Genomic DNA, 23019 nt, shown 5'->3' on the forward strand with positions numbered 1-23019 from the left:
TCAGGAAATTAAATCAAATGTCAGAAAATGCCCAAGAGCAAAAACAGCCATCTCTCCGAGAAACTGCCCAACTACCTTTAGAAGAACGTCACAAAATACTAGAACCTTTTATCGTCGCCATAGCCGAAGATTTTTTAAATGACCCAGAATTAACAGAATTCTCAGTTTTGGATGGTGAAGACTGGGAAAATGAGAATGAAAACATAATTCATGTGGAAGATATTAAAAACATCCGTAACCATGATGCGTTTTTGAATGGCTATACATTAGAAGATGAAGAGCTTTATGATGACTATATAAATCAGAAACAAAGTACTTAAAATAAGTATGAAATTTGTATATTAAGCCTCAGTTTTAAGCAGCTTAAATTAATAGTGATCGCGTAATCGTAAATCATTTGTCGAAAATTAGATCCCCGACTTCTTTGAGAAGTCGGGGATCTGGACACCTAGAGATCGCTTTCTAATCGCCTTTTCTGACTAGGTAGCAATCTGTGGTACTGACACCTTCACTGGCACTTTTTTGCTAAAAGACAGACCATTTTCATTTTTGTCAATGATAATCGTGTCTCCAGAGATAAAAGTATTCTCCAATAACTTAGTGGCGAGGGGGTTTTCTACTTCTCGCTGAATTGCCCGTTTGAGTGGACGCGCACCATAAACTGGATCATAGCCTGATTCGACAAGGTGATCGCAAGCTGCTTGGGATATCTCAAAGAAGATTTTTTGCTCGCGCAGGAGATTTTCTACCCGCTTGAGTTGAATACGGATGATTTGCCGCATTTCCGTGCGATTTAGGGTATGGAAGAGAATAATATCATCGACGCGGTTGAGAAATTCTGGGCGGAAATGCGATCGCAAACCTTCCATTACCCGTTTCCGCATCGTTTCATACTGAGAATCATCACCAGACACATCTAAAATATGTTCGCTACCTATGTTACTGGTCATGACAATAACGCTGTTACGAAAATCTACTGTTCTCCCTTGAGAGTCAGTAATTCTCCCATCATCTAAAACCTGCAACAAAATATTGAACACATCGGGGTGCGCCTTTTCCACTTCATCCAAAAGTACCACTGAGTAAGGACGGCGGCGAACTGCCTCGGAAAGCTGACCGCCTTCTTCATAGCCTACGTATCCTGGAGGCGCTCCCACTAACCGAGAAACTGAGTGTTTTTCCATATACTCAGACATATCCAAGCGCACCAAGGCATCATCAGAATCAAAGAGAAACTGAGCTAAAGCACGGGCGAGTTCGGTTTTGCCCACACCTGTGGGGCCCATGAACAAAAATGAACCAATGGGACGCGAGGGATCTTTCATCCCCGCACGGGCGCGGCGAATCGCTGCTGCTACCGCTTCTACAGCCTCTTCTTGCCCAATCACTCGTTGATGCAAATGACTTTCTAGTTGCAGCAATTTTTGCCGTTCCGATTCCAACAAGCGATTAACAGGAATTCCTGTCCACTTGGCGACGATTTCCGCAATATCAGCTTCGGTAACTTGTTCTCGCAGCAACGTCGAACCTTGGTTTTGAATTTCTAAAAGGCTGGCTTCTTTGGCTTCGCGTTCGTGCTGTACTCCCTCCAATTTGCCATATTTCAATTGGGCAGCTTTATTTAAGTCATAAGCACGTTCCGCCTGTTCAATTTGCACTCGCAGCGCATCTTCTTCTTTTTTTAGGGCGCTTATCGCCTCCAATATCTGCTTTTCACCTTGCCATTGCTCATTAAATATTTGCTGTTTTTCAGTCAAATTGGCGATTTCTTGCTCAATTCGCTGTAAACGCTCTTTAGTTTGGGCAGTACCCTTTTCTTCGCCAGCTAATGACAGCTTTTCCATTTCTAACTGCATGAGGCGGCGATCGATGGTTTCCAATTCTGCTGGTTTGGAGGTAATCTCCATTTTTAACTGTGCGGCTGCTTCATCTACCAAATCAATGGCTTTATCTGGTAAGAAGCGATCGCTAATATAACGTGCTGATAGTGTTGCTGCTGCTACTAAAGCCGAATCAGAAATTTTGACGTTGTGATGGACTTCATAGCGTTCTTTCAACCCCCGCAGAATGGAAATAGTATTTTCCACACTTGGCTGATCGACAAATACTTGCTGAAAGCGGCGTTCTAAAGCAGCATCTTTCTCAATGTGTTTGCGGAACTCGTCGAGGGTAGTTGCGCCAATACAACGCAGTTCTCCCCGCGCCAGCATTGGTTTGAGCAGATTTCCGGCATCCATTGCCCCTTGTTGGCTGGAACCAGTACCAACTACGGTATGTAGTTCGTCGATAAACAGGACAATTTGACCGTTAGAGTCCATAACTTCTTTGAGGACAGCTTTCAGGCGTTCTTCAAATTCTCCTCGCAATTTTGCCCCAGCAATTAAACTACCGATGTCTAAAGAGATGAGTTGGCGATTTTTCAGAGATTCGGGAACATCACCGTTTACCATTCGCTGTGCTAAAGCTTCTGCGATCGCAGTTTTACCTACGCCAGGTTCACCAATCAAGACTGGGTTATTCTTGCTCCGACGAGACAATACTTGAATTACCCGCCGAATTTCGTCATCTCGCCCAATTACTGGGTCGAGTTTTCCAGCTTTTGCCTGTTCTGTCAAATCTCTGCCAAATTTTTGTAAGGCTTCATAACGGGATTCTGGGCTTTGATCTGTTACCTTTTGGCTACCGCGAACGAGTTTGATAGTAGCTTCTAGTTTAGCTGCGTCCGCACTAAAGCTTTTGAGGATCTTTCGTCCAATGCGATCGTCTTCAGCAAAAGCCAAAAGTATATGTTCTACGGAAATGTAGGAGTCTTTCATCCTGACTCTAGCTTCCTCGGCTTTATCTAGTAAAACATCTAAACTACGGCTAAGATAAAGCTGATCGCTTTTACCAACTTTGGGCTGACGTTGGATAAAGGCTTCTAGCTGCTGTTGAAAGCGGATTGGATCGACCTCAGATCGAGCCAGGATACGTATTGCTAGACTAGTGGGTTCTTCTAATAGGGCAATAATTAAATGTTCAACATCTAGTTGCTGTTGTTGATAAGCACGGACTATATCCTGAGATTTAACAATTCCTTCCCAGGCTTTATCAGTAAATTTATTTGGATCTGTAGGTTGCATCTTTATAATTTTGGAATTTTGATTTTTAGTTTAGAGATTGGGCATTGGGGACTGGATATTGGGGATTGGGCATGAAGAAGAGACAAGGTAGACAAGGAAGAGGAGGGAGACAAGAGAGAGACTTATTCAATAATTTCCCCTTGTCCTCCTTGTCCTCCTTGTCCCCAGTCCCTAGTCCCCAGTCCCTAATTATCCAAACATTCTCAGCGTATATCCGCGTGTATCTCCAGTGGCAATTTAGGAATGGTAATTTGGTGATAGTTTAATCTACTACCTATTTCCTAATTTAAAACGAAAACACTGTTATGAACGGACTTTGCCAGATGATGTTATTGGAGCAATGCCTACGACAGCTACGCCTACGCTCTTAGGAATACGGATACACTAATAGGATTTACGCAGAGGATATCCCCTAACCCGCCTAAAAAGCAGGGGCAAAAAGCGAAAAGTCTCACGCGTCTCGCTCTTAAGCAAAACTTGCTGCTCAGATCCCCGACTTCTTGAAGAAGTCGGGGATCTAAATCCAGCTTAAGTAAGTGAAATTCCACCCTAGCGATAATTTATTTTTTTGGAAATCCCTTATAAGAATTACTGAATCACAAGTTGCTCTTGTGATTCCTGTTTGGCTGCTGATCCTTGAGATCCTAGTTGAATCAGCTCAATTTTATACCCATCTGGATCTTCCACAAAAGCAATTACTGTCGAACCATGTTTCATTGGCCCTGGTTCGCGCACGACTTTACCGCCCTGATTGCGAATTTCTTCACAGGTAGCGTAAATATCATCAACCCCAAGGGCAATGTGACCGTAAGCATTACCCAATTCGTACTTTTCCACACCCCAGTTGTAGGTTAGTTCGATCACTGCGTTGTCGCTTTCGTCACCATAGCCCACAAAAGCTAGGGTAAATTCTCCCCCTGGATAATCTTTCCGGCGTAGTAATTTCATACCCAAAAGTTCGCAGTAGAACTTTAAGGATTCTTCCAGGTTGCCCACTCGCAGCATTGTATGTAGTAATCGCATATTGACCTTTTCTGTGTAATTGATTTAGTCTTATTCTCTGCCAACATTTTACCTAGCTGAAAGTCTTCAGGTAAAAATGCCATCAGGCAAAGAATTAAATAAACATTCCCTTACCCATTTTTGGCTTGATCCCTATCCATACAATGGAAATCTTCTTTAATCTCAGCCAATAAAGTCTCTTAACAGCATAAGCTAGCGATTGGGTTAGGCAACTGGACTGTATGCGTAACACACTCGAATAAAGGATAAAGTACAGATGAGTAAATTTTTAGACACTGCAATTGAAGCGATCGCAGCCCGTGAAATTCTTGATTCACGTGGTAGACCAACAATTGAAGCCGAAGTGCATTTAGCCAATGGTGTTGTCGGACTAGCGCAGGTTCCCAGTGGTGCTTCCACAGGCTCTTTTGAGGCTCACGAACTGCGTGATGGCGATAAAAGCCGTTATGGGGGCAAAGGCGTACTCAAGGCAGTACAAAACGTCAAAGAATCACTTGCACCAAAATTACTAGGCTTGGATGCCCTCAACCAAGAACTCCTAGACCGCACGATGATCGCCATAGATGGTTCTCCTAACAAATCCAATTTGGGCGCGAATGCGATTTTGGGAGTTTCCCTAGCAGCAGCTAAAGCAGGTGCTGAATCTCTAGATATTCCTCTATATCGCTATTTGGGTGGCCCTTTAGCGAATTTGCTCCCAGTGCCGTTGATGAACGTAATTAACGGTGGCGCACACGCATCAAACAACGTGGACTTTCAAGAGTTTATGATTGTCCCAATTGGCGCAACTTCTTTTCGGGAAGCATTGCGCTGGGGTGCAGAAGTATTTGCTACCCTTAGCCAGGTATTAGATGAGAAGGGTTTGCTTACTGGTGTAGGCGATGAAGGCGGCTTTGCTCCGAACCTAGAATCTAATCAGGTGGCTTTGGAATTGCTAGTTGCTGCCATTAAAAAAGCTGGTTACAAGCCAGGTGAAGAAGTAGCTTTGGCTTTGGATGTGGCTGCTAGCGAATTTTACAAAAATGGCCAGTATGTTTACGATGGTAAACCTCACGCCCCGGCTGAGTTTATTGATTATTTAGGACAACTTGTGGATCAATACCCAATTGTGTCAATTGAGGATGGTTTACATGAAGAAGATTGGCAAAGTTGGCAATTGATCACCCAGAAGTTAGGTTCGCGGGTGCAGTTGGTAGGGGATGATTTGTTTGTAACGAACGCTACTCGTTTGCAAAGAGGCATTCAGGAAAAAGCCGCTAACGCCATTTTGATTAAACTCAATCAAATTGGTTCTCTCACCGAAACCTTGGAAACGATTGATTTGGCAACTCGTAACAGCATCCGTTCAGTAATTAGCCATCGTTCTGGTGAAACCGAAGACACAACGATCGCTGATTTAGCTGTAGCCACCCGTGCCGGTCAAATCAAAACAGGTTCCCTCTGTCGCAGCGAACGGGTAGCAAAATATAATCGCTTGCTGCGAATTGAAGATGAACTAGGCGATCGCGCCGTTTATGCTGGTGCTGTAGGTTTAGGGCCCAAGTAGGGACTGGGGAGGCAGGGGAGTAGGGGGCAGAGGGCACGAGAGCAGGGGGCAAGGGAGAGAATTCGTAACTCCTAACTCTTCACTCAGCACTCGGAACTGTTTTGCCCAATGCCCTATTCCCCAATCCCCATTCCCCAATCCCAAATTAAGGATAAAACCCCAACTTGGGCAACCCCAAAGTTTCATCCCAGCCCATCATTAGGTTTAGACATTGAATCGCTTGACCCGCCTGCCCTTTAATTAGATTGTCAATTGCCGACATGACAATCACGCGACCTGTGCGCGGGTCAACTTCTACGCCGATGTAACAAAGATTGCTGCTGTTAGCCCACTTGGTTTGGGGGTAAATGCCGCTACCGCAGACTTTTACCCAAGGAGAGTTGCGGTAGAAGGCTGAGAAAATTGTGATTAAGTCATCTCGCACTAGACCGGGATCGCTCATTTTGGCATATACCGTTGCCAAAATTCCGCGTACCATTGGGACAAGATGCGGTGTAAATTGGATCATCAGTTCGTGACCAGCTAAATCACTGCAAATTTGCTCAATTTCTGGGGTATGACGGTGACGGCCAATATTGAAAGCTGCGATGGAATTGTCTGCTTCAGATAGTAATAAGTTGGTTTGAAGTTGCCGTCCACTGCTAGATGTGCCAGCCTTGGCATCGATAATAGCTGTTTCTGGTAAGATTAAGCCTTGCTTTAAAAGTGGCGAAAGTGCAAGCAGACTCGCAGTGGGATAGGAACCAGGACAGCCAATAAGTTGAGCTTCGGCAATGCGATCGCGATAAAGTTCTGGTAATCCATAAACTGCTGTAGCTGCAATGGTGCGATCGCTTCTCTCAATACCATACCAATTTGTATAAGTTGTCAAATCCCTGAACCGATAGTCTGCACTCAGATCCAGCACTTTACATCCTTTTTCTAATAGTTTGGGCGCAATTTGGCAAGCCAGACCATTTGGTAAAGACAGGAAAACTACTTCACAGCGATGAGCAATTATTTCTGGTTCTACCGCTTCTATTGGTAGATTAGCTGTATGAGCCAGATGTGGGTACAAATCCCCAAAGGATTTACCGATACTACTCTCACCGCCTAAATAAACCAGTTCGACTTCTGGATGATCCATCAGTAGCCGTACTAACTGTACTTCGCCATAGCCCGACGCGCCAATAATCCCAACGGGTACGCGTCTAAATTTGCCCATGATCTGAAATCCTTATCCCATGAATGGTTAATTCGTTCTCAGCTATCAACAATATCAGCGACTAGACTCACAGCATACAAAACACCTGAAACCCCTCTACTTTTTTCGGACGGTTAAGGAAGAGAACGCAGGGAAATTATAAAATATTCTATTTGTCCTCCTCATCCTTGGATGTCGCTGCACTTTAAATCCCCATTTTGAACGGCAAAAATTTTTGCCCTGTTATCAAATCATTGCTAGTCCACTTCTCTGCCTTATAAAGGAGCTACAATCTAAAATAAGAAATTGTAAAAAAAATTTACGTTGGTAGCTGGAAATCTTTCTGTGTCACAGCCTAATCCTACCCAAGCTTTTAAATTTGATTCGATTAATGCCGCTTTAGCAGACCTAAAAGCTGGTCGTGTAATTGTAGTGGTAGATGATGAAAATAGAGAAAATGAAGGCGACTTAATTTGTGCTGCCCAATTTGCCACACCCGACACGATTAATTTCATGGCGGTGGAAGCTAGAGGGCTGATTTGTTTGGCAATGACAGGCGATCGCTTAGACGAGCTAGACTTACCCTTGATGGTAAGCAACATTACAGATACTAACCAAACTGCCTTCACTGTTAGCATTGATGCTGGCCCAGAATTGGGTGTAACCACAGGCATCTCAGCAGAAGACCGCGCCCGCACTATCCAGGTTACTCTCAACCCAGCGACAAAACCCAGCGATTTACGTCGTCCTGGTCATATTTTCCCGATTCGGGCTAAAGCTGGAGGCGTACTTAAACGCGCAGGACATACAGAAGCGGCTGTGGACTTAGCCCGACTAGCAGGACTTTACCCAGCAGGAGTAATTTGTGAAATTCAAAACTCCGATGGTTCAATGGCGCGGTTGCAGCAGTTAGTCGAATATGCAGAACGCCACAATTTAAAAATAATTAGTATTGCGGATTTAATCAGTTATCGCCTACAGCACGATCGCCTCGTGTATCGTGAGGTAATTACCAAACTGCCTAGTCAATTCGGCCAATTTGAAATTTACGCTTACCGTCATACCTTAGACCATACAGAACATGTTGCAATTGTCAAAGGAGATCCAGATAACTTCAAAGATGAGCCAGTAATGGTGCGGATGCACTCAGAATGCTTAACTGGTGATGCTTTGGGTTCTTTGCGCTGCGATTGTCGGATGCAGTTAGAAGCTGCACTGAAGATGATTGAGGCTGCTGGTCAAGGTGTAGTTGTATACCTGCGTCAAGAAGGACGGGGCATCGGCTTGATTAACAAGCTAAAAGCCTACTCGTTGCAGGATATGGGACTGGATACAGTTGAAGCAAATGAGCGTTTGGGATTTCCTGCTGACTTGCGAGACTACGGGATGGGCGCACAAATGCTGATGGATTTGGGCATCAAAAAGATACGTCTGATTACTAATAATCCCCGTAAAATTGCTGGAGTTAAGGGCTATGGGTTGGAAGTAGTCGATCGCGTGCCATTGTTAATTGAGGCAAACGACTACAATTCTTATTACCTGGCGACAAAGGCGAAAAAGCTGGGTCACATGCTGTTACAGACTTATCTGGTGACAGTAGCAATCCATTGGCAAGATGACCCGGAAGCCGTGACGGAACGTTATGAACGCTTAGAAAAACTGCGACATTTAGCGAAAAGTAATGATTTATTGTTGCAAGAAGAAGCGCGTCCGTTAGCGATCGCTATATTTGATGAGCCATCTTTGACAGTACACTTGGGTTTTGATCAGGCAAAAGTTGCTAGCTGTGATTGGTATCAACAAAGTGGCCATCCTTATATACAGGCTATCTTCCAAATTCTAGACAACCTCGCAACCTTACCATACATCCAGAAACTAGAATTTCTGATTTCTTCTGGTTGCGATCCTTTAAGTAATTTACAAGTCCAACTGGATCGGCAGACATTCTCGGATGGTACACTACCTTCATCGATTAGCGATCGCCTCGAAAAGCAGCAAATCTATAGCTTTAGTAAATAGCCTGGTTCAATAAATTTTGTAAGGTGTATTATCGCGTAGCGTAACGCACCTTATGAATAAATTATCGAAAGTAAAAGGGTTTAAGACCCCTATGTCTATACCTAGTCTCAGTTTCAGTCGGGATTTAAATCCCCGTCTGAAAATGTCTTTAATTTTGAATTTTGAATTGTTAATTACTTGCTCTATAAATTGGTCTAACCTGACGAAAAGTATTAAGTAAACTTAGAAATCTATTACCATCAAAATTTATCGGGTCAACTTTTTTACCAGAACGATCTACCAAATGATGGGTAGTAATGCGATAATCTGGGACTTGACTTTGAGCAATTAACCAAGCAAGAGATTTATATTGAGCCTCCGTATAGCCGCTATGAGTTTGTTGGCTGCTACTGTCATAACTATCTGGCGGTGTTTCCAAAGAAACGTGATAAGCAAAATTATTCACAGATGCGGGCAAATTTGGATTAGTCTGCACAGTTTCCAATCCCTGTGTACTCTCAAATACTGAGTTAGCTGCACCAAAAGCCCGCTTTTCTGGCGGTACTAGATAAACCACAGTTCCATCTAACTTGATTAAAGCGTGGTAACTTGCTTGCACGCTTTCATCATTATGGGCTACTTGAAAGAAATTAATCGCGCTGGAAGCAGAATAACCAGTTTCATGGAGGACGATAATCGGTTGGTTGTTGAGACGAACGCCATTAACATCTTGGGTGTAGCGTTCTCCATAGTTACTTGGATCGACCGCAGCAACTTGATAACTAGGTCTGTACTTTGCAAAAGCTTGAGTGGTTATGTACCTTGATACAGGCTTGTTAGTCTTGACTGGGGACTTGATAACACGTTGAGATTTTTTCTCTGGCTCTTTCGCTGATTGGAATTGCACCTGCGGATATTGACTGAAGGCCATAACCCGTGGATTAGATACATGGGATGTTGTTGGATTATTGTGTAATTTTGTCGCTCGTCCAATTAGCAGCACTACAATCACAGCCATGAACATCAGCGAGATTAGTAACACCCTAGTCGCCCAGTCTTTAAACCTCATTTTTCTAATACCCGTAAAACGGTAGATATTAACTTATAGCTAAACTGCCATGTCTTTCGTAGAGGCGCACTTCCGCAAGCCCCTACCGTAGATGGTATCCAAACGAGAATCACTATAACACTTTAATTCTAGTCAAATATACGTTACTAGTATATATTGGAATCCTAAATAATCGTTTTAGACGCTTCCTCTATCTAGGGAGCTATTTAAATGCTATAAAAACCATTGCTACTGGTGCAGGCAATAGTTGATGAATTGTGTCTCTACAATTCAAGATCGCAATCTCAAATATCAAATAGTTAGCGTTTATATTCTGCTGCGTGGTGTTCGCATAGCCACAGGTAATGTCCCTCTGGTGTCAAGACTTTCTTTAATCCACCCCAGTGCTGCTGTGGATCTTTTTCTTCTAAAAGTTGGCGTAAGGCACGCAAAGCTGCACCATCAGCGTGTTCTGGATCGAAATCTTCTCCAGCAATTGGGAAACCACCAGATTCTTCGAGTTCAGGTAATTTTGCTGCTAGTTCTTTAAATAGTTCAAAGTCATTTCTAAATAGTGTTTCATAGTCTTTGGGATTTACCACACCAAGCAAAGGACCAATTATCGGTGCGGCATATTTCAAGACTTTGAATAATTTATTAATATAAGGTGCAGTTACTCTCAGCCATTCGGCAGGTTCATTCATTTCATATAAACCGCCTTCTTTCGTAGGATGCCAGCAACCTGGTGCTTGGCAATATAGTTGTAAATCTAATTTCTGTCCAGTTAGATTCTTTTGCCAAGCTTTAACGCCATGAGGACGCAGGACAAAGATATTGGGACAGTGAGAATCTATGATTGCTTGTTCACGGCGGAATGTATTGGTGAATTCCCGTTGTATATATTCCCGCATATCTTTAAGCTCATCACGAATTGCTTCCTGTCGAACAAGAATTTCTTTTGCTAACTTGTCGATTCGTAACAGCACTTGATCCTGCGTGTGCCAATCCAACCCGAAAAGTAGAGATGACACGGAGACAGATTTAAAGCTCTCCTCGCATTGCATATCGATAATTGGTGGATGTCTAGTAATAGCTTTCTCTAAATTTGCATAGTTGAAGAGGTGAATACATGCTTCTCCGTCGTGACCAGGACAAGGAATAAAGCGTTTAATATCCAATCCGGGAAACCTTGCTAGAGTTAGCTCAATACCATCTTTAAGTAGTGCAAAGAAATTCTGGGGGTATACTCCTCGGACTGTTAATTGCAAGTAGTGTTCATGAGGAAATGCTTGCACTAAAGCTAAATGTTTTTGCTCAGAATCAGCAAATAATACACCGTTACGCCAATGAATACCAGTTGTGAAGCGGTGTTGACGCGCAATAAACCAAGTGGGAATACCCGCAGGAATCGTCTTGAGTTGAAATTTCATCGAAATTTCATTGCACTCGCCTGTTTGGTTCATTTGCTGCCACTTCTGTTCATAATCAGGCGCATCGAGGGGCAAACGTTCCACAACTAGACTGAGAGCAGGGCTTTCGGGAATGCGATAGGAAAGGTCAAAACGCTCCATAAGACGTAGGAAGTGATCCCGCATTGATACCTCTAAGTCGCACCAAAGTTGATTCATTTCCTGACGGGTTAAAATGCCAAAGCGATCGCTTACGTCTTTGCTTTCCAAAACTTTGCTGATATATTCAGTTACCCACTGTGGCTTGAGGATAACGGTATCGTTAAGTTCTTCGTTGTCTTGGAAATAGAGAATTTCACCTAATTCATGCAGCCATCGTGCTAACACTTGCTGACTTTCAGCAACTTGAGACCTAGCCATGATGTCCCACAATTGTTGAGGGGTTATGTGTTTCTCTGAGTGGGTGCGGATGGCATTGGCAGCGTTTAACCAAGTGGTAGGCCAGATTTCACCCATTAAGGGTAATTTGGCAGATGCTTTAGCGATCGCCTGCCGAAGTTCTTCAATGCCAAGGCTGATTTTAGAGCTAATTTTACAGTGTTCGATAATCTGCGGGTAGTCTCTACGTAATTCTCTTAAGGGAAGGTCTGTATCTCGCTCGTCGATGTGGGTGGCGACGAGTAAAATCGGGGATTCTGGGGCTAAAGCTTTGATAGTATCTAGCCAGTAGTAGAGTTTCCCCTGCTCAAATCCCGCTACGGCATTCCAAGTAAGCAAGAATAAAGAACGATTAGTGAGGAAGAATTGATGGGTGGCATGATATATATCCTGTCCGCCAAAATCCCAGGTGTTCAGCTGCATGGTGACACGTGGTTGCGTGGGATGAGCTAATTCCAAGGATTTAATTTCAATACCGTGGGTGGTGGATTGCTGGGTATCGAAATCTTCACCTCGTAAAGCTCTTAATAAGGATGTCTTACCTACACCTCCTTCACCGACAACTAGCAGCTTAGAAACCCATTGCCGTTGGCTACCTTCTAACTGTTTCCGAAGATAGCTTAAAATTGCCTGCGTTCCTTGCTCAACAATCTCAGGCTGTGGTGAGCTTAATTGTGGATTGTTATCGAGGTATAGCTCCTTCAAGTTGGAAAGTTGGCTGATTTCTGGCGCTAGGCTGTTGAGTTGATTGTTATGAAGGGATAGCTTTTTCAAACTGGAGAGTTGGCAGATTTCTGGCGGTAGGCTGTTGAGTTGATTGTTATGGAGGGATAGCTCTGTCAAATTGGAGAGTTGCCAGATTTCTAGCGGTAGGCTGCTGAGTTGATTGTTATGGAGGTATAGCCTTATCAAATTGGAGAGTTGTCTGATTTCTGGCGGCAGACTGCTGAGTTGATTGTTATGGAGGGATAGCGCCGTTAAGTTGGAGAGTTGGCAGATTTCTGCTGGCAGGCTGCTGAGTTGATTGCTCTGGAAGGTTAGCTGTATTAGGTGGATGAGTTGACCAATTTCAGTTGGCAGGACTGTTAATTTATTCCTTTTAAGGTCTAGCCCTCTGAGGTTGGTAAGTTTTCCTATTTCAGGAGACAGTTCTATCAGTTGATTGTCTTTGAGGTGTAGCAGTCTGAGGTTGGTGAGTTGTCCTATTTCAGGAGGCAGTTCTATCAGTTGATTGTCGCTTAGGTCTAACTCTTCCAACCTGGAAAGTTGCCCAATTTCAGCAGGCAGTGCCGTCAAATTCTTACTATTAAGGTTTAGCTGAATAAATCCTTTATTGGCAGTTGTTTCAATAATTTGCAATAGTTCTTCGTTTGTCACCTGCAAACCTCACCAACTCTATAGCAATATTCACCAAAATAGTGTATCCAACTATGAGCTAGATTATTGTCTTTCATTTATCTATATGAAAATTGCCGTAATGTTTAAATTAGCAGGGTGCGTAGGCGATCGTCTTATGTCATACATTGAATAGAATTAGCAGTCCACAATGCTATTTGTATAAAGGATTTTCAATAAATAAATTACGAACCACAGAGACGCAGAGAACACAGAGAGAGGAGAAATAGAGAGGATTTTTAGTCAGTTTTGGGATATTTTTTATTTGGAAATCCCTAATTATGTAATCGCTTGATTAAAAGCTGCCAAAAATATCACAATTTGGAGGCGATCGCACTTTCCCCCACAAACTTAGGTAAAATCACTATGGTGCTAGTTAACTTTCCCTAAATCTGATGAAAAGCGATGTCTGGCGACAAGCCGCTGACGCTCCTTCTCTGCGAGACGCTACGCGAACGTCGCTACCGCTTCGCTAATGCGTCTACGCTCTTGTTTTTACTCCCTTTGATATTTCCCTCATTAATTTAACCAAACTCTCTAACTATTGTTGCTATCGGCAGAAATAGCGAGAGTTTATTGTCTTGAAAAGGAATAAACTCATACTTGAGATAAAATTCCTTTGCTTGCAAATCGATAGCATCAACTCTCACGGCATACATACCAATTTCTTGAGAAACACGAACAGCACGATAGAGAGCATCAGCTAACAATTCACCTCCTAAACCTTGTCCTTTAACCGAATTATCTACAGCTAATCTCTCAATCAGCATTGCTGGAATCGGATAGGCTGGCATTCCACTCTGACAATATTCTGGTAAGGATTCATACTCAATAATACTGGCACTGACGGTATAATAGCCATCAATCTTCAAGCTTCCTGATGCTGAAATTGCTACAAATGTTTTAGCAATTCCTTTATTATGATTTTGCCGTGCATATTTCTTGAGATAATCATTCAAAATTACGTAATCGCAATCAAAAGAATTTCTTTGATACTTTTTATCAATTGGTACAAAATTCCATCTTGCCTCGCCATCACTTGTCATATTTCTGTCTATATTTGTGAATAGCAGATTTGAGTTTTCCCTTCAGTTCTGGCGGATTTTCCATTATTGACATAAACAAATCTCTATCAAGATTGGACAGCACCAGCCTTTCATTTGCATCTATATCTTGCTTGGCGACTGGCAAAACATGAAAAAGTGTATAAGCACTCAAAGAAATTCCTTTGAGACTGGCAGCCCGTTCTAATAGTTCTTTTTGCTCTTGGGTAACTCGTAAATCGATGCGGCAATCTTTTGCAGATGATGTTTCTGACATGGCTAATTCTCATCTTTGGCTGAGTCTCTATTTACAGCATAACTATATTAGTGGACAATGTACACACAAAATTATTGGAACTAGGATCATTTTTTCATCACCTCTAGGTGAATTAAAACACTAGCGTGGAGATAGCGATCGCACCCTCCCCCACAAACTTAGATAAAATCACTATGGTGCTAGTTAACTTTCCCTAAATCTGATGAAAAGCGATCGCCCCCAACTCTCTCCTCAACGTCCTGAACTACTTGCGCCAGCAGGTAATTGGGAATGTGCTAAAGCTGCTGTGGAAAATGGGGCAGATGCAATTTACTTCGGTTTGGATCGCTTCAACGCCAGAATGCGGGCAGAAAATTTTACTGAGGCAGACTTACCCCAATTAATGGCATTCCTGCACCGTCGGGGCGTAAAGGGTTATGTCACCGTCAACACACTAATATTTCCCAAAGAATTAGCAGAAGCACAGCAATATCTCTGCACAATTATTGCAGCTGGTGTGGATGCCGTCATTGTTCAAGATGTGGGAATTTGTCGTCTCATCCGTCACCTCTCGCCTGATTTCCCCATCCATGCTTCCACCCAAATGACAATTACCAGTGCGGCTGGGGTGGAATTTGCCAAATCCCTCGGCTGTCAATTGGTGGTGCTGGCGCGTGAATGTTCTCTTCAAGAAATTAATAAAATTCAGCAGCAGATTGCTCTACAAGAAACTTCGCTGCCCTTGGAAGTCTTTGTTCACGGTGCTTTGTGCGTGGCGTATTCCGGTCAGTGTTTGACTAGCGAGGCTTTAGGCGGACGTTCTGCTAACCGGGGTGAATGTGCCCAAGCTTGCCGGATGCCCTACGATTTAATCGCTGATGGGAAAGTTGTAAATTTAAAAGAACGCAAATATTTACTTAGTCCTCAAGACTTAGCAGGGTTAGATGTTTTGCCCGATTTGGTGAAATCAGGAGTAACTTGTCTCAAAATTGAAGGTCGCCTAAAAGCTCCAGAGTATGTTGCTAATGTCACCCGTGTTTATCGGCAAGCCCTAGATGGGGTGATGGAGGAATTGGAAAGACCTAACCCCCTAACCCCCTTCCCTTGTAGGGAAGGGGGAATAAAGGCTCCCCTCTTCGTTTCGGAGAGGGGTTGGGGGAGAGGTCAATTAGATCAAGAACACTACAACCTAGAGATGGCATTTTCTCGCGGACTCTACACGGGTTGGTTTGGCGGGATTAATAATCAAGAACTAGTTCACGCCCGCTTTGGTAAAAAACGTGGGGTTTATTTAGGTGAAGTCACCCGCATTCATAACGAACAGGTAACAATCAAACTGGAAGCGCCTGTAAAACCAGGGGATGGAATTGTGTTTGACTGCGGTCATCCAGAAGCGAAGGAAGAAGGTGGCCGGGTTTATGCTGTGGTGTCCAAGGGTAAAGAAGCAATGCTGACCTTTGGTCGAAATGACTTGAACCTGCGCCGATTGCATATAGGCGATCGCATTTGGAAAACCAATGATCCAGAATTAGATAAGCAACTACGTCAAAGTTTTGCTGGCGAGAACCCCCAATTTCAGCGTCCCATTGATGTAGAGGTTTATGGAGAAATTGGTCAGCCATTAATTGCGATCGCCCGCGATCGACTCGGTAATATTGTACAGGTGGAGTCTGCAATTTCATTGGTGGAGGCGCACACCAAACCCTTAGATACAGACCGTTTACAAGAACAATTCGGTCGTCTTGGTAACACACCTTTCGTTTTAGAGAAACTAACCAACCACCTCAGTACTTCCCTTATGCTGCCCGTAAGTGAATTAAACCGGATGCGGCGGGAAATTGTGGTGCAGTTGGAAGAATTGCGAAGTCAACCCAAACGCTGGCAGTTACGTTCTGATGTCTCTTTCCAAGACTTACTCCCTTCCTCATCTTCCTCATCCCCCTTATCTCCTTCACTCATCGTCTTAGTACGAAACCTCAAGCAACTCCAAGCCGCCCTCAAAGCCGGAGTTGAAACACTCTACTGTGAATTTGAAGACCCCCGCGCCTACCGAGAAGCGGTGCAAATGGTACGCCAACAACAGCAAAAAAACAAAGCAGACAATTCTTCACTCCTAACTCCTTTTTGTACAGACGCGATTAATCGCGTCTCCCAACTCCCCACAATCTGGGTTGCGCCACCCCGAATTACCAAACCTGGGGAAAATTGGATTTTGCAGCAGGTACGCGCCTGTGAAGCAGATGGCTATCTGATACGAAACTATGACCAACTGCAATTCTTTGCTCAAGACCGTTGTATTGGAGATTTTTCGCTCAACATTGCTAATTCCTTAACAGCAGATTACTTTCAGCAACACTTTGGTTTAGAAAGGCTGACGGCATCCTACGACCTGAATATTACCCAACTACAAGACCTACTCACCAGTTGCCCACCCCAGTGGTTTGAGGTGACAATCCATCAACATATACCGATGTTTCACATGGAGCATTGTGTATTTTGTGCCTTTCTATCGACAGGTACAGACTACACTAACTGTGGACGACCTTGTGAAAAGCAGGAAGTAAAGTTAAAAGATCGTGTAGGCAGCGAACACATTCTCAAGGCAGATGTAGGTTGCCGCAATACTGTATTTAACGGTACTGCTCAAACTGGAGCCGAGTACGTACAGCGTCTTATAGAACTTGGATTAAGTCACTTTCGTGTCGAGTTTGTCAATGAAACTCCAGACCAAGTGACTAAAATAATACATCGCTATCGTCAATTATTGCAAGGTGAAATTACAGGTTCCCAACTATGGCGTGAGTTGAAACTGCAAAATCAATTGGGCGTAACTCGTGGCCCATTGGGACTTTGACTCTACTCTGTCCTGAGTTCTGAGTGTTGAGCAAATTAAAGTAGGCAGTACGGGCTAAACACCCCACGACCGCTAACGGAACTTAGGACTCTTCATTAAAAAAGTAGAGGTGCTTTTTTAACTCAACAAATAACTGAATCATTAATCTTTCCTTAAAGCTTTAATAGTTGATACTTAAACCCATATCAGTATTGTTGTGAGGCTTACAATCATTTTGTAAAAACTAATGCAACTACGGTTATTTAGGTGGATGATTCTTTCCGTTGCGTTTGTGGCTGGAAACCTCCTAAGCACACACATGGCAGTAGCAGAAAAGGGTAAAAGCGTTGGAAGGGTTGAAAGCCTTGCAAGGGGCAAAAGAAATGAAAGGGACGAAAGAGATGAAAGGGGCCAAAGGGGCAGAAGGCTCAAACATATCTTCATCATAGATATGGAGAACCACAACTTTACGCAACCAAGCAGCGACACAAAGGCACCAAACCAGATATTCGGCAATCCCGCAGCTCCATATCAGAACAGCCTCATCACCCCCGGAAATCCGAATGCCGTTCATGTCTCCTACGCTGGTGCTTACCATAACGTCCTGGCTACACCGTCCGGTAATAACCCGAGCATCCACCCGTCTGAACCAAATTATATTTGGCAGGAAGCTGGCGATAACTTCGGCGTGTTGAACGATAACGATCCTTTCAAAAATCCTGGTGGCACTAACCAGAATACTACACTCCATCTCAGTGCTTTACTTGATAAAGCTGGCATTCCTTGGAAATCCTATCAGGAAGACATTGACCTGGCAAAAAATGCCAATGGTCAGCTTACCAGCACGGTTTTACCTAAAAACCAGTGGACTGTACCTCTGACCAGCTTCAGTGGTACATCACCTGATTACACTAACCCCTACAACGGTAGCCATCAATATAATTTCGCTGCCAAACACGACGGTCATTTGTTTTTCACTGACAGCAACGGCGGTAACGACCCAACACCAGCAAACCCTCTAGCATCTAAATATGCACCATTGCAACAATTAGAGGAAGACCTTGCTCATAATCAATTAGAGGAAGACCTTGCTCATAATAAGGTTGCCAGTTACACCCTGATTACACCAGACCAATTCAACGATTCACACACTGCGTTGAGTAATGGCTTTGACTATCATGGGGTGCATTACACAGGCGATCAGTCCGCAATTGCACAGGGTGACAACTTTCTTTCCCAAATCATTCCGAAGATCATGTCCTCGGCTGCTTATAAAGACGGTGGCGCAATTGTGATCTGGTGGGATGAAACTGAAGGTACTAACCAGAATGACTTTAGCCACACCATAGAGGAAATCGTGATCTCACCTCTGGCCAAGGGTAACGCCTATGAAAGCTTCGTAAATTATACCCACTCGTCCGACCTGAAGAGCTGGGAGGAACTCTTCGATGTATACGCACCAGGCGGCGGGTTTTTGGGTGATGCAAACTCACCAAACACCAACGACCTCTCGGATCTGTTTAAGGAAGGGGCACTCACTCCGAAGGGGCAGAGGCAATGGACAACTAAAGACGAGTAATTCGCGCTGTAGAGGAGCATTTCAAGCCAAAGACAATTGAACCCAAAAAGCATCAGCATTCGTATCAAAATGAAACTCTTGAATGATTGTCTTTCTTTGTAACCAAATATCTTCTTTTGTTGTAAGCCGCCCTATTCACCACTGCTGGGCAGCTTGTTTAACTATTTCCAAAAACCTCTGCACAATTGGAGATGTCTCGTTTTTTCGCCAAATCATCGCAATGCTAACTTTTGGGATAGCTTCTTCTAAAGTTTTATAAACTACTCCAATCCGTTGCAAATTTTGCAAAGATGCTGGGACGATCGCAACACCCATCTCGGCTGCTACTAGGCTGACAATCGTTTGCATCTGGATAGCTTCTTGAGCAACCTTGGGACTAAAGCCTGCTTGCTGGCAAACACTAATGATTAAATCATAAAGTCCCGGCGCTAATATCCTAGGAAATAAAATAAACGGTTCATTGGCAAGGGATGCCAAACACACATCAGATTGACTCGCTAGCAAATGTGCTTCAGGTAGTGCCACCATCAGAGACTCTTGAAAAATTGTTTCGCAACTAAATCTATTTTCTTCAACAGGTGGACGCAGCAATCCTACATCCATTCGACCTTCTCGTAACCACTCTAACTGTTGATCTGTAGTCAGTTCATGCAACTCGATGCTCACACCAGGAACGTAACTACGAAAAGTTCGCAAAATAGTAGGCAAAATATTATACGCCGCAGAACTGACAAAGCCGACCACCAACTGTCCAATTTCGCCCCGACTAGTTTGCTGCCCAACTTGGATTGCCTGTTGTAATTGCCTCATAATTTGCTGAACTTCACCCAGAAATACCTGCCCCGCTTCTGTTAACTGCACATTTCGTTTCGTGCGGTGAAACAGTTCAAAACCCAATTCTTTCTCTAGCTGTCGAATTTGTTGACTTAGGGGAGGTTGGGCAATGTGCAATCGTTCCGCCGCCCGTCCAAAGTGCAGTTCCTCTGCCAAGGTGACAAAGTAGCGCAAGTGTCGTAGTTCCATTTGTTACCTCAAGTCATATCTTTAAAATATTAGTTAAGGTGAAAATATATATTGGACATAATTAAAAATCTTTTTTATTGTGATGATCAAGCAGTCATCAATCGGCAAATCAACACACTGTAATTTCACTACTTATGAATAATCTTTCAATAGCTAAAAATTATTGGGACGCTACTCTTTACGAAGATAAACACGCTTTTGTCTGGCAGTATGGCGAGGACTTACTAAAATTCCTCAACCTTCAGCCGGGAGAATCCATTTTGGATCTTGGGTGTGGTACGGGACAACTCACAGAAAAAATTGCCCAAGCTGGTGCTGAAGTCATAGGAGTTGATTTTGCACCCGCGATGATCGAAAAGGCCAGAGCAAACTATCCCCATATCCGCTTTGATGTTGCGGATGCTAGTAACTTTCAAGTAGATAAACCATTGGATGCTGTGTTTTCCAACGCTGTATTGCATTGGGTGAAAGAAGCACAGAGCGCGATCGCTTCCATCCATCAATCCCTAAAACCTGGAGGCCGTTTTGTGGCAGAATTTGGGGGTAAGGGAAATGTGCAGGCGATCGCTACAGCTTTGGAAAGCGCCTTAGAAGCAATTAATATCCCTGCACAAGCCCTAAATCCTTGGTATTTCCCTAGTATTGGCGAGTATGCCAGTCTACTAGAACAGCAAGGCTTTGATGTCATTCATGCCATGCTTTTTGCTCGTCCAACTCCTTTAGCAGAAGGAGAAGCAGGCATGTCCAACTGGATTGGGATGTTCGCTAGCTCTTTTTTAGCAGGACTGTCTAGTGAGCAACAAATACAAGTAATTCGCGTCGTGGAGGAATATCTCAAGCCGACGCTGTATCAAAAAGGAACTTGGACAGCAGACTATCGAAGAATTCGCATCGTTGCCATTAAAGTTTAGATTGTGTGAATTAATTATGAATTAGTTATGTATGTACCTAAATTGTGCGATCGCCCTACAGCCCTTTGGGCATCCTACGGCAGGCATTGGCGCAGCCATCGCCAAACATCATTTTCATTACTACTAACCATCGCCCTCACCACTTTACTAGTCCCGCCCTCACAAGCACAAACGCACTCAATACCGTCGCCTTCTAATGCGCCTTTAGAACTAGAGTTATTGACTAAGCCAAAAGACTATATAATCACAGCCAACACCATTCATCCAGAAGGATTAACCGTTCCGAGTTTATGGTGGGCACAACAAAACTCTGAGAAAAAGCTATTGGATAATTGGATAGCATATCCAGCTTCTGACAAAGAACCTGCACGAGTAGACTTGATTGTGAATCAGCAAATTTGGAGCTTACTAGAGTATATAGAACGCTACGACTTTATAAATCGCTTGGGTAGCGCTGCACGAAACTTTGGTTACAATGTCCGGGTATTTAACTATCAAAAGGAACCCTTAGCAACTTACACTTGCAACTTTAGTACAAGTCCAGCTTTATGTAGTATCCAAACCAATGTTAAGAACAAAATAGGTTTACAGCGTTTACTTTAGTAAATAGTTAGGAATTGGAGGAGATGAGCCAGATGGAAAATTTCAATGCCCAATGCCCCATGCCCAATTCCCAATTCCCAATTAAACCTTAATTTTGGCAAATAAAGACTCGTATTGTTTTATTGCTGATGGGGGTAAGGGAAGTAAAAATTCGCTTTTATCGAAAACTGCGCGTAGGCGTAGCCCGTCGTAGACATCGCTCTGTAACAGACTCAGTAATGATTCTTGAGTGTCGAAAGCAGTAATATTTGTAGAAATTGGCGAATTACTTTTAGTTAACACCGAAATTTGTTTAGCAATGCTTGGTTGCCAACAAAAATCAATCCATTGATCTGATAAAGTATTCTTAGCAATACCTGCGGGACGTACCCACAAGTCCGCCCATATTGCTGTTCCTGACTTAGGGATAACTGCACCAAGTTGCGGATAACGTCCCAGAACTTGTAGTACATCGCTTGACCAACCAACCGCTAGCCAAGTGTCTCCCATAATTAAAGGTTCTAGGTAGTTATTGGAACTGTAGAACTTCACCTGTTGGTTTAATGTCTGTAATTCTTTTTCCAAGTTTGGTACTTGGTCAAGATTTTCTGTATTGTAAGATTTTCCTAGCTTCTTTAAGACTAGACCAATAACTTCTCGTGGTTGATTAAGTAGGGAAATGCGTTGCTGCATTTCATCTCGCCACAAATCACTCCAATCTTTTGGTGTCCAACCCAATTCTCGCAACTTGTCACGGTTATAAACAATCACCGTGCTACCCCAACGATAAGGTGCACCCCACACCTTTCCTTGAGTATCCAAATTACCTTGGTCGTTGCGCGTTACTAATTTCTTCCACCTTTCATCTAAAGCAGGCCACTGTTTTAATTGGTTTCCCTGTACTTCTTGGAGTGGTTGAATCAATTTCTGCTCAATAGCTGCTTTTAGCCAGTAATCTCCCAATGTCACGAGGTCTGCATCAGCCGTTTTTTGACTTTGCCTAAAGGGTATAAAACGACTCCATCCTTGTTCATCGGTGGCTTTTGGTTTTTTCTGCCAATTTTGTAATTGCTGAAATAAATCCTCTATCTGCTCGACTGGGGCAAACTTTAACTGCACCTGTTGCTGCAAACTTTTGTGGAACTGATTCACCACCTGACCAGGTATAGAACCTTTTAATAACTGTACTTTTAGTTGCGTCTGCCTGTTTCCACCACAGCCAAAAAGCAGTTGTGAAAGTGCCAGTGTGCTTGTACCGAGCAAAAAAGACCGTCGATCCATTGATTTTGGATTTAAGATTTTTGATTATACCTAATATTAAGCAGAGATTCACCAGAGGCTGACTAGGTGAAAAAGTGGAGTTGGAAAATTATTGGAGTTTTCTCTGGTCAATACCGATAATTTGGAATATTTGACTTAAAATAGCAACTCTATCAGCAATTTACTACCTAAAAGTGAATTTATCTGCATAAATTTCATTAGTGGTACTTGTAGTCAAACTTTACCCACATTTAGAAATAATGATTTAAATGTCACATTTGCACCAAAAATTATCAATACTTAAATAATCCATAAGTATCGTTAAGATTGGCAGTAAATTGAATAACATATAGAAAATATACGGATAAAG

16 protein-coding genes are annotated in these 23019 nt (G+C 43.2%); 7 read left to right on the forward strand and 9 right to left on the reverse strand.

Translation table 11 applies throughout. The annotated features are described in order from the left end of the window. Window positions 1–17: 17 nt before the first annotated feature. Complete coding sequence (locus FBB35_RS26020; RefSeq protein WP_174712035.1) at window positions 18–320, forward strand: hypothetical protein; 303 nt, start codon at window positions 18–20, stop codon at window positions 318–320. Window positions 321–479: 159 nt separating this feature from the next. Here FBB35_RS26020 and clpB read toward each other — a convergent pair whose 3' ends face one another. Both clpB and gloA read right to left on the reverse strand, forming a co-directional pair. Next, window positions 480–3122 carry an ATP-dependent chaperone ClpB gene (gene clpB / locus FBB35_RS26025; RefSeq protein ID WP_174712036.1) on the reverse strand — a complete coding sequence of 881 codons (2643 nt, stop codon included), beginning with the start codon at window positions 3120–3122 and terminating at the stop codon, window positions 480–482. Window positions 3123–3710: 588 nt separating this feature from the next. After that, entirely contained in the window at window positions 3711–4145 is a 435-nt protein-coding gene (gene gloA, locus FBB35_RS26030) for a lactoylglutathione lyase (RefSeq protein ID WP_174712037.1), read from the reverse strand. Window positions 4146–4401: 256 nt separating this feature from the next. Here gloA and eno point away from each other — a divergent pair, with 256 nt between their 5' ends. Then, window positions 4402–5691 carry a phosphopyruvate hydratase gene (eno, locus tag FBB35_RS26035; protein ID WP_174712038.1) on the forward strand — a complete coding sequence of 430 codons (1290 nt, stop codon included), beginning with the start codon at window positions 4402–4404 and terminating at the stop codon, window positions 5689–5691. A 145-nt stretch (window positions 5692–5836) separates the two neighbouring features. Here eno and argC read toward each other — a convergent pair whose 3' ends face one another. After that, the gene (argC, locus tag FBB35_RS26040) at window positions 5837–6895 is read right to left on the reverse strand and encodes an N-acetyl-gamma-glutamyl-phosphate reductase (protein ID WP_174712039.1); all 1059 of its coding nucleotides are present in this window, start codon (window positions 6893–6895) and stop codon (window positions 5837–5839) included. Window positions 6896–7219: 324 nt separating this feature from the next. Here argC and ribBA point away from each other — a divergent pair, with 324 nt between their 5' ends. Then, the gene (ribBA, locus tag FBB35_RS26045) at window positions 7220–8893 is read left to right on the forward strand and encodes a bifunctional 3,4-dihydroxy-2-butanone-4-phosphate synthase/GTP cyclohydrolase II (RefSeq protein ID WP_174712040.1); all 1674 of its coding nucleotides are present in this window, start codon (window positions 7220–7222) and stop codon (window positions 8891–8893) included. A gap of 169 nt (window positions 8894–9062) precedes the next feature. Here ribBA and FBB35_RS26050 read toward each other — a convergent pair whose 3' ends face one another. From FBB35_RS26050 to FBB35_RS26065, 4 genes are all read right to left on the reverse strand, one after another. Beyond that, window positions 9063–9941 carry a peptidoglycan recognition family protein gene (locus FBB35_RS26050; RefSeq protein WP_174712041.1) on the reverse strand — a complete coding sequence of 293 codons (879 nt, stop codon included), beginning with the start codon at window positions 9939–9941 and terminating at the stop codon, window positions 9063–9065. 299 nt (window positions 9942–10240) lie between these two features. After that, the gene (locus FBB35_RS26055) at window positions 10241–13144 is read right to left on the reverse strand and encodes a COR domain-containing protein (protein ID WP_174712042.1); all 2904 of its coding nucleotides are present in this window, start codon (window positions 13142–13144) and stop codon (window positions 10241–10243) included. Between the two features lie 542 nt (window positions 13145–13686). Then, window positions 13687–14208 (reverse strand): GNAT family N-acetyltransferase, encoded by a 522-nt coding sequence (locus tag FBB35_RS26060; protein ID WP_174712043.1) that lies wholly within the window; start codon window positions 14206–14208, stop codon window positions 13687–13689. After that, the gene (locus FBB35_RS26065; protein WP_174712044.1) at window positions 14198–14482 is read right to left on the reverse strand and encodes a DUF1778 domain-containing protein; all 285 of its coding nucleotides are present in this window, start codon (window positions 14480–14482) and stop codon (window positions 14198–14200) included. The genes FBB35_RS26060 and FBB35_RS26065 overlap by 11 nt, the downstream gene beginning before the upstream one ends. Before the next feature lie 202 nt (window positions 14483–14684). Here FBB35_RS26065 and FBB35_RS26070 point away from each other — a divergent pair, with 202 nt between their 5' ends. Together FBB35_RS26070 and FBB35_RS26075 are read left to right on the forward strand one after the other, a co-directional pair. Continuing rightward, window positions 14685–17315, forward strand: coding sequence for a U32 family peptidase (locus FBB35_RS26070; RefSeq protein WP_174712045.1), 2631 nt, complete (start codon window positions 14685–14687; stop codon window positions 17313–17315). Between the two features lie 298 nt (window positions 17316–17613). Beyond that, window positions 17614–18873: an alkaline phosphatase family protein gene (locus tag FBB35_RS26075; RefSeq protein WP_254625693.1), complete on the forward strand. Its 1260-nt coding sequence runs from the start codon at window positions 17614–17616 to the stop codon at window positions 18871–18873. Between the two features lie 135 nt (window positions 18874–19008). Here the strand turns inward: FBB35_RS26075 and FBB35_RS26080 are convergent, their stop codons facing one another. After that, window positions 19009–19896 carry a LysR family transcriptional regulator gene (locus FBB35_RS26080; RefSeq protein ID WP_174712047.1) on the reverse strand — a complete coding sequence of 296 codons (888 nt, stop codon included), beginning with the start codon at window positions 19894–19896 and terminating at the stop codon, window positions 19009–19011. A 134-nt stretch (window positions 19897–20030) separates the two neighbouring features. Between FBB35_RS26080 and FBB35_RS26085 the strand changes: the two genes are divergently transcribed. Further along, window positions 20031–20807 carry a class I SAM-dependent methyltransferase gene (locus FBB35_RS26085; RefSeq protein WP_174712048.1) on the forward strand — a complete coding sequence of 259 codons (777 nt, stop codon included), beginning with the start codon at window positions 20031–20033 and terminating at the stop codon, window positions 20805–20807. Window positions 20808–20834: 27 nt separating this feature from the next. Then, window positions 20835–21410, forward strand: coding sequence for a hypothetical protein (locus FBB35_RS26090; RefSeq protein ID WP_254625694.1), 576 nt, complete (start codon window positions 20835–20837; stop codon window positions 21408–21410). Between the two features lie 81 nt (window positions 21411–21491). On the opposite strand, the gene FBB35_RS26095 is transcribed toward FBB35_RS26090, so the two are convergent. After that, a complete protein-coding gene (locus FBB35_RS26095; protein WP_174712049.1) occupies window positions 21492–22670 on the reverse strand; it encodes an extracellular solute-binding protein in 1179 nt (392 codons plus the stop codon). Window positions 22671–23019 lie beyond the last annotated feature (349 nt).

Origin of the sequence: Nostoc sp. TCL240-02, assembly GCF_013343235.1 — a bacterium.
Taxonomy (GTDB): Bacteria; Cyanobacteriota; Cyanobacteriia; order Cyanobacteriales; family Nostocaceae; genus Nostoc.

What these genes read in the sequence shown, in the direction of transcription:
- FBB35_RS26020 (WP_174712035.1), top strand. Translation starts at nt 18, where the DNA reads ATGTCAGAAAATGCCCAAGAGCAAAAACAGCCATCTCTCCGAGAAACT.
- clpB (WP_174712036.1), bottom strand. Translation starts at nt 3,122, where the DNA reads ATGCAACCTACAGATCCAAATAAATTTACTGATAAAGCCTGGGAAGGA.
- gloA (WP_174712037.1), bottom strand. Translation starts at nt 4,145, where the DNA reads ATGCGATTACTACATACAATGCTGCGAGTGGGCAACCTGGAAGAATCC.
- eno (WP_174712038.1), top strand. Translation starts at nt 4,402, where the DNA reads ATGAGTAAATTTTTAGACACTGCAATTGAAGCGATCGCAGCCCGTGAA.
- argC (WP_174712039.1), bottom strand. Translation starts at nt 6,895, where the DNA reads ATGGGCAAATTTAGACGCGTACCCGTTGGGATTATTGGCGCGTCGGGC.
- FBB35_RS26050 (WP_174712041.1), bottom strand. Translation starts at nt 9,941, where the DNA reads ATGAGGTTTAAAGACTGGGCGACTAGGGTGTTACTAATCTCGCTGATG.
- FBB35_RS26060 (WP_174712043.1), bottom strand. Translation starts at nt 14,208, where the DNA reads ATGACAAGTGATGGCGAGGCAAGATGGAATTTTGTACCAATTGATAAA.
- FBB35_RS26065 (WP_174712044.1), bottom strand. Translation starts at nt 14,482, where the DNA reads ATGTCAGAAACATCATCTGCAAAAGATTGCCGCATCGATTTACGAGTT.
- FBB35_RS26070 (WP_174712045.1), top strand. Translation starts at nt 14,685, where the DNA reads ATGAAAAGCGATCGCCCCCAACTCTCTCCTCAACGTCCTGAACTACTT.
- FBB35_RS26075 (WP_254625693.1), top strand. Translation starts at nt 17,614, where the DNA reads ATGGCAGTAGCAGAAAAGGGTAAAAGCGTTGGAAGGGTTGAAAGCCTT.
- FBB35_RS26080 (WP_174712047.1), bottom strand. Translation starts at nt 19,896, where the DNA reads ATGGAACTACGACACTTGCGCTACTTTGTCACCTTGGCAGAGGAACTG.
- FBB35_RS26085 (WP_174712048.1), top strand. Translation starts at nt 20,031, where the DNA reads ATGAATAATCTTTCAATAGCTAAAAATTATTGGGACGCTACTCTTTAC.
- FBB35_RS26090 (WP_254625694.1), top strand. Translation starts at nt 20,835, where the DNA reads ATGTATGTACCTAAATTGTGCGATCGCCCTACAGCCCTTTGGGCATCC.
- FBB35_RS26095 (WP_174712049.1), bottom strand. Translation starts at nt 22,670, where the DNA reads ATGGATCGACGGTCTTTTTTGCTCGGTACAAGCACACTGGCACTTTCA.